At 44.2% G+C, this 8,024-nt stretch carries 5 protein-coding genes and 1 pseudogene; 1 reads left to right on the forward strand and 5 read right to left on the reverse strand.

Annotated elements, in window-relative coordinates; all coding sequences use genetic code 11:
• Nucleotides 1–203 (forward strand): annotated as a pseudogene (locus tag HMPREF0106_RS0125065) (ISL3 family transposase); the annotation flags it as partial.
• A 138-nt stretch (nucleotides 204–341) separates the two neighbouring features.
• Here HMPREF0106_RS0125065 and nfo read toward each other — a convergent pair.
• The 5 genes from nfo to HMPREF0106_RS05755 all read right to left on the reverse strand — a co-directional run bounded on the left by nfo (nucleotide 342) and on the right by HMPREF0106_RS05755 (nucleotide 7,820).
• Nucleotides 342–1,175 carry a deoxyribonuclease IV gene (gene nfo / locus HMPREF0106_RS05775; RefSeq protein ID WP_008643019.1) on the reverse strand — a complete coding sequence of 278 codons (834 nt, stop codon included), beginning with the start codon at nucleotides 1,173–1,175 and terminating at the stop codon, nucleotides 342–344.
• 82 nt (nucleotides 1,176–1,257) lie between these two features.
• Entirely contained in the window at nucleotides 1,258–3,879 is a 2,622-nt protein-coding gene (locus tag HMPREF0106_RS05770; protein WP_009040733.1) for a DUF4962 domain-containing protein, read from the reverse strand.
• Between the two features lie 41 nt (nucleotides 3,880–3,920).
• Entirely contained in the window at nucleotides 3,921–5,189 is a 1,269-nt protein-coding gene (locus HMPREF0106_RS05765; protein WP_009040734.1) for a sugar MFS transporter, read from the reverse strand.
• Entirely contained in the window at nucleotides 5,186–6,157 is a 972-nt protein-coding gene (locus tag HMPREF0106_RS05760) for an ROK family protein (protein WP_009040735.1), read from the reverse strand. Before HMPREF0106_RS05760 ends, HMPREF0106_RS05765 begins: the two co-directional genes overlap by 4 nt.
• A 34-nt stretch (nucleotides 6,158–6,191) precedes the next feature.
• On the reverse strand, nucleotides 6,192–7,820 hold the full coding sequence (locus tag HMPREF0106_RS05755; protein ID WP_009040736.1) for a Tat pathway signal sequence: 1,629 nt from the start codon (nucleotides 7,818–7,820) through the stop codon (nucleotides 6,192–6,194).
• Nucleotides 7,821–8,024 lie beyond the last annotated feature (204 nt).

Consider the following 8,024-nt stretch of genomic DNA (forward strand, 5'->3'; position numbering starts at 1 on the left):
CGAAGGCAACACGGAATATGGCACTGACGAACTTTGCATATGGTATTGAAAAAGACTGGGAGGCAGTACAGGCAGCTATTGATCTCCCCTTCAGTAATGGATTACTGGAGGGGACAGTGAATAAAATTAAAGCGCTAAAAAGGCAGATGTACAATAGGGCAGGAAGTAAACTACTGAGAGCCAAGATTCTTTATTCACAATAGAAGAAGTACCACCAAATTTGACGAAGAACCGTTTTTTCAACTTTATAGAGGAGGATTACGCATCAAAATTAGGGTCACAACCGTAAGTCATAAACCAAATTCACCTTTGTGTCCTCCGTGTCCTCTGTGGTGAAAACATTATTCCATGCTCTTTAACCATGCAATTTCTTCTTTCCATTTACTTTCATCCGGCGTTTCTAGTATCAACGGCATATTATCGAATCTGGAATCTTGCATCAATCTTTCAAAAAATGCTTTTCCGATCAATCCTTCACCAATACTATCGTGACGGTCTACATGGGTGCCCAGTGCTTTTTTTGAATCATTCAAGTGCATACCTCGAAGGTAATTGAATCCCACTTCCTTGTCAAACTCATCAAATACCTTATCGTATTCATTGACAATATCATAACCAGCCGTATAAGTATGGCAGGTGTCGAGGCAAACACCCACCCGGCTCTTGTCGTTTACCCGGTCGATGATATATTTCAGTTGCCAGAATTCGCTTCCTAGATTACTTCCTTGTCCGGCAGTGTTCTCAATAACGGCTGTTACGCCACTTGTTTTTTCTAAAGCGATATTAATACTTTCTGCGATGAGCGACAGGCAATCCTCTATTGAAATTTTGTTGAGAGAACTGCCGGGATGGAAATTTAAAAGTCTCAATCCAAGCTGTTCGCAACGTTGCATTTCATCCAGAAAAGCGGCACGGCTTTTTTGAAGTCCCTCTTCTTCCGGGTGTCCCAGGTTGATAAGATAACTGTCATGTGGCAGGATATATTCCGGCTGAAAACCGTATTTCTCGCAATTCTCTTTAAAGAGGCTGATACTTTCTTCTGTTAAAGGTTTGCTTACCCATTGGCGTTGATTCTTGGTGAATAACGCAAAAGCATTTGCTCCTATTTCATGCGCATTAACGGGGGCGAACTCTACGCCCCCGGACGCGCTTACATGTGCTCCGATATATTTCATGGTTACTTCTTTATTTAATTTTACTCTGCAAATATAACGTTTTTATAGGAGTATATGTTTCTTCATCTAAAGCGGGGAGAAATTAAATCTCAAAATCCGGTAAATAGTCTGTCAGGACTTTAGTAACCTGTTTGCCTTTTACCTGATCTGTGACTATCGTTGCACCTTCCTTTTTACCGGCATCATAGTTTAAAGAAACCTTTTCCGTTTTATTGCTTACATAGATGGCAGCTTTCCCTTTTTCTGTCAGGTTACAAGTAATAGTCCAGTCGCCTACCTGAATGGTATTACCTTTGCGAACTACCTGCATATCCGGGCGGTTCTTTCCATGCGTATCCATCACTGTCAGGAAACGGGCGGTTTTACACGGAACTGTTGTAGAAGAGAAATGCCAGTGATTAGGATATTTCAACGTTTTCCCTTGTGCGTTCGTCACATTTTTCCAGTTGGTTGGCGCACAGAAGAAAGTATCTACCATCGCTTGTTCCGTTTTTGCCGAACTGAAAAGATGGGCAACAGAAACACCTCCGGCTTTATTCTTACCAATAACTTTCACTTCATCCGTCAGTTCCTGTATTTCCATAGGCAGTTCTACGGTATGTAAAAGATAACTCCATGTTACGGCTTCTTTTCCTTCCAATTCATCATAAATCACAAAAACTCCGGTAGTTCCCAATTGGATGATATGACGACGGAACATATCCAATTTGTTTTCATCCCATCCTTTTTCGGGCGTATATTGTGTACCGGATAATTCGCCACGTTTCAACCATAGAGGAGAGGTCACTTTACCATAAGCATTGGAAGCGTCTCCTACCATGTAAGCGATTTTCTCTCCTTCATACCACCGTGGAATCCAGCCATATCCTTCCGTCCCGATCTTCTGCGTCATTCCATTCACCAAAATACTGTTGTGCGCACGAGTATTACGGTAAGAATACATACAATGATCGTCTGTAAAACCAGTGCGATGTCCGCTACTGTAAAAAATGGCTTTACCTCCGTAGAATGTATTGAAAGCATTTTGATTGGCTAGTGCATGGGAAGTGGAACCGTAGGAACTGGAACGGAACGACAGCATTGCATTCTTATCTATGTCTCCCAAAGAAGTATTCATCGTACCGATTCCCGTTTCATTGAATACTTTTGCCATCGGTAATTCTGCAAGAGTAGGACCTTCTTTGGGGAGCGCTTTCTTTGTTATACAGCGATACCAGGTCAAGTCTCCGGATTTTCCGAGGAAAGTCTTCTCCATTATATCCGGTTCTTTCTGCAAAATAGTGCGTACATAAGCGGCAGCCCATGGATTGTTACATTCGCGTGCCAAGGCATCTGCATACCCTACTCGTGTACCGTTTGGCTTCATCTTACTTTCATGTGAGTTTCCTTGCCCGGCGGATTTTGAGAATGGAGGTTGTTGATAGATGACGTAGAACGCATTGTTGTTATACCAGGGGTCAGCAAAGAAATCGAATCCGCTGATACGGGAATAAAAAGCAGGAACTTCAATCAATGTGCGGAGATTGACTTGGAAATAAGAATCGCCATTGTGCCATCCTCCATCCGTGTTGAGGCCCGGCAGACGGGATACCCACTCATTGTAACAATAATCCACCCAGGTGGAAGCCATCGGCAGTTCGCCATACGTAGCAAACGCAGCCATATTCAGGATACGGAAAGTCATTTGCCAAACATGGTTATCAGCAATACGGTTTTCTAGGTGATTGACATATTCATGATAGAATTTCTTTCCATTTTCACGAATCGTTCTTAAGAGTAGTTTCTTTTCATCCGGAGTCAGCAGGTTATACCATGCGTCATACGCGGAAGTACTCATAGACAGAATGGTGGAACGGTTGAAATCTCCCGCAAAGTACTTACTATTCTTCCATGAAAGAATTTCGGAAAGACGCTCTATACCTTCTTTGTAGTATACCTCGTTTTTCGTTAGCAAGTAAGCACGTACCATGGCTTCGATATTCGCTTCTTCACGGTCTACAATCTTACGACTTTCCCGAATCAGAGCGGAACGATATTGAACGATGTTTGTCAGCTTGACAACCTGGGTCGTATCAATTTCTTCTTCCAAATGTTTCAGCGGGTGATTCAGACATTTATCGGCTTTCCGGATGTAAGCCTGTGCTTCCGGATTGTTTTTATTCCGTTCGATGATATTGTCCCAATCTTTGGCATCAAGCAAGATACGGGGATGCGTCTTGGGTAATTTGGCTAACACCTCTTGTAGAGAAGGCGGGTTGAATGTACGTATATGCCCGTCTATATAAAAATGAGAAACGGGCGACCATTCTTCTTTTCCATCCTTGTCAACGTAGGCATATTGCCAATACCATTTTCCTTTTTCAAACAGTTTGAATGGGTTGAAAAAGGCCCATTTCCTTTCAGCGGTTATCACTTCCGATTTGAATTCCGGGTCGCGTGCAATCCGGATGCGGTAAGTCACTTCCGGTTTGTAGTCTTCTTCTTCCACTCCGTCCAATACGGCACCCAAATGAGGGAATTTGTCCGGCCACATGAAACGAGGAGGATTGACAGTGATATGCTGCCCGTCCAGTGGTGAAGGCGTTTCGCGTACCTCATGCATCAATGTCTGTTGAGTCAGGCGCATGATTCCTTTTTGCGCATACCCGTTGGCGGATAGCAGAATGGTGAACAAGAGAAAAATAGATATTCGTTGTTTCATCATATAACTTTGCATTTTTTTATTCGTCGTTTGTTGTTCAGCGTTCAACGTTGTTTGAACAAGTCTTTCAGACGAACGGTCTTGTTATTAATCAGTGGGCATGCCCAAAAACCGATAAAGGTGATGTATCCTACGAAAACAAGGATAAATAGCATACCTGTGCGGAGGGATGTTGCATCTGCCAGCGTACTCACAATCATCGGACCACCGGCACCACCGACGATTGCCGAACATAAAATACCGGCGAATGAACCGTGATGCTGTGAAGCAGAGTTCAAAGCCAATGAGAATACGATGGAATACATCATGGAAATACTAAATCCGACAGCAGGGAAAGCGATCATAGCTACTTCCTTGCTTCCGAATAATGCCGATAATAATAGGATGATGGTCAGGATTCCGGAGATTTGCAGCAATCGCTTGCTGTCAATCAACTTGAGTAGAATCATACCTACGAGACAGCCGGCTGTCATCAATCCCCAGAAATAGCTCACGGCTTGCGCACCATCAGTTTGCGGATTGACTCCGTGGTATTGTTCCAGGAAGGTGCTCATAAAGATAGAAGTTCCCTGTTCCGTGCTTACGTAGCAGAAAATCCCCAGGAAAAACAACCATACATATTTCTGTTTGAACAAAGCCAGATATGAATCTTTGGACCCGCTTTTCTCATCTTCTTTCAATTCGATCTTGGGAAAGCGGGAGACACCAACGGCAATCAGCATGACTAACAACAGGATGGTAAATACCCAGTAAAGAGATACCCACGGCATTTCTCGTGGGGTGATATCGGCCAACAAGTCGATAAAGAAACCTTTCCCGGCTGTATAGGTTGCCGGGTCAAGTTCACGAATCAGATAAGTATATACCAGAGGACTTAGGAAAGAAGCGATGCCAAACATGAATTGTGCCAGTTCGGCTATAAATGCATAGTTTTCTTCTCCTCCTACAGTACGCTGGAGCGGATTCAATACAGTTTGCAACATGGCCATTCCTAATCCGATGATGAAAGAAGAAGCTAATAACATCGGATACGTATGCATACAGGCAAATAGGATGGTGCCGATGAACGGCATCAGGAAGCCACCGAATAATACCGGTTTTTCACCGAAACGGTCAATCAGTAATCCGGCAGGGATAGACATGATGGCGTATGCTAGGAAGAAAGAGGTCGGGATAAATCCCGCCATCGCCAGGTCACTTAGATTGAAGTTGTGGATAATATCCGGAATAAGTGGTCCCAGAATATTAGTAATAAACGAGATGGTGAACCAGAACGCCATAATCAGCGCCAACATTCCTAAATTCTTTCTCATAATTTAATCAGGTTTGGAGCAGATAATTGAGTAAATACAAGTGACGCAGCTCCAATACTTCCGGCCTTGTTTCCAAGAGCGGCAGCTATGATTTGAGTATTCACAGCACAGTCGGGGATGGCATAACTACGTGCTTTTTCGCTTACTTTCTGAATGTAAAAGTCTCCTGCTTCGGAGAGCCCTCCACCAATCACAATCTTTTGCGGACTGAAGATATTGATAAAGCCTGCAATTCCGTGTCCCAAAAAGTCACAGTGTTCTTCCAATGATATTTTTGCAATCGGATCTCCTTGTTTATAAAGGCGGACAATCAATTCTCCGTTAATTTCTTCATTCGGGTAGGAGATACCTGCGTCTATTATTCGTTGACTGAAGCGGCGTACCAAAGCAGAAGTGGAAGCATAGTGTTCCAGACAGCCGACGGAACCGCAAGCACACGGTTCGCCATTGGCAATGAGAGGCACGTGTCCCAGCTCCGTTCCCCGGTTGGCATAACCGTTGAACAATTTGCCGTCGATGACTACTGCACCGCCAATACCCGTTCCTACCGTCAAGAAAACAACATGAGTGGCTCCCTGACCGGCTCCGTACATTGTTTCTCCCAGTCCCATCAGATTAGCATCATTTCCCAATAAAGCCGGAAGTCCGGTTTCCGTTTCAATGCGGTCTGCCAAGTGAATGTTTTCCCAGCCGTTGATGTTTTCCGCACCTCCTAAAACAATACGGTTCGTACAATCCACAATGCCCGGTGTTCCGATTCCTATACCATCAATTTTGTAGCCTTTTTCCTGTGCAAAGGCTTTCACTTCATTGATAGCAGTAACCAACTGTCCGATGACAGCTTCTGCTGATACATCGGCTTTCGACGGTAACTTCCCTTGAAAGTAAAATACGCCTTCATTATCAATAAGGGCGTATTTTACTGAAGTTCCGCCAAGGTCAATTCCTATAGCGTATTCTTTCTCCATACCACGTTAATACTTAATACTTAATACTTAAAAACTACACTCTTTCCGCCCAAATCGGTGAACTCCAAGCCCATTGTCCGTCACGTTGGCGAACGCGCACATAGTAGTAATCCGTATCTCGCTGCGGCTCTTTATCTTCCATGTAATGTTCCAGAGTGAAACAGCTTTCCGGCATGGCACGATTGAAGAGAATAGCCTCGCTCAACCAACCGATCATGAAGTGTGAACGTGAACCTTCAAGCAATTCGCCCAACGTATGTTCAAACTTCTTGCCATTGAATTCGGCAATGACCTTACCGTTTTTTGGCATTTCCACATCAAGGATTACAGCTTGCATGGCTGCTGTAGTCGTATTCGGATTCTTGCTGCTGTACATATCCAGTTCGGTTTCCTTGTCGCCAACGGATACAATACGGTTGACATGTGTGTGGAATTCTGTTTCACCTTCTTGCGGAGAAGTGAATGCTGCGCCACGGAAACAAGGAGTTACACTATGAATCTGTCCTTTGTCTACCGACAGTTTGCCCTGCCAATGTACGTATTTCTCTTCACGATTCCAACCAAAATCAACTTTAACTTTGCAACGTACCGTATCACCTTCCGGAGCAACGGGAGTCAACGGACCGTTCATACGAGCTAAAATCTGCCCGTTCTTTACAATATCTACGTAGTCGATACAGCTTTCACCTGTGACATTCAGATAGATACGACGGCTGTTACCGCGAACTACATCACCCATGAAAGCATCGTTGAGGCGGAAGTCGATAATAATCTTATCACCGGTTGCGGCACATACATGACGGGTACGTAGAGCTTCCCAAATGGCATCGCGAGTCAGTGACGGAGCCAAAACACCGATGCGTCCGTCACCATAGCTTCCCGGATAACCGGAATGCTGGTCGGTGGAAGCCATGATACCAAACTTATTGCCCAATTCAAGACCATATTGAATGGTTCCTTCCCATTGGCGTGGTCCCATATCATGCAAATAGGGGTAGTCTCCCTGATCGCTTTCTGCCAGACCGTGACGGGAATACATTTCTACGAATGGAGTAATATCTCCTTCGGTAAAGCATTTCCAGTTGTAACCGCGATAACCACCCTGATAACCCATGTGGTGCGGGGTAACGAATACCTTATGTCCTTTTGCTTTTTCTTTCCAGTCCTCGATTGAAGTACATTCTACAAGTGGTGCGTCCAAATCATAGTTCAACGCAACATGGTCTCCATGTTCCATGCTATGAGCTTCGTATCCTACAAAAGTCAGGAATTCACCTTCCTTGTTATACTCATTTGTCATTTTTACATACTTTTCATAACCGCCTTCACGCAAACGCTTGAAAGCTCCCGTGTGGTAATCGATCACCCATTTCAGGCGGGGATCATCTGCTCCGGGAATATCCGGCCACATAGCATGAGGAGTAACACTAACAAAATCCAATTGTCCTTTCGCTGCTTCAAAAGCATCGCGCATGTCGCCGTGTCCGTATGTGATGTTACAGTGGTTGTGTAAGTCGCCCCAATACATTTTGAGGTTGCTGGCTGATGGCATAATTTTCTTAGCCTCTTTGCTTCCTGCTGCGCAAGAACCGAGCAAGCTGCCCGAAGCTGCCAGTCCGAGGAAAGACCAGCCTGTGTTTTTTAAAAACTTTCTTCTATCCATGATATAATTGTTTTTGGTTAATCTTTATTTATATAAATGGGAATTTATCGGTTAAATGGGAATTTTGCAGTTAGGCTGAAAGCCTTACAATTATATATTTATTGGGGGTGCCCTGAAAGGGCTTAATTATATAGCGTAGGGCAACGCCCTACGAAAAAAGCACACCAGCCACAAGCCCTGAAAGGGCGGAACTGTATACAATTA

Origin of the sequence: Bacteroides sp. D22, from assembly GCF_000163675.1 — a bacterium.
In the GTDB taxonomy this organism is placed as follows: domain Bacteria; phylum Bacteroidota; class Bacteroidia; order Bacteroidales; family Bacteroidaceae; genus Bacteroides; species Bacteroides xylanisolvens.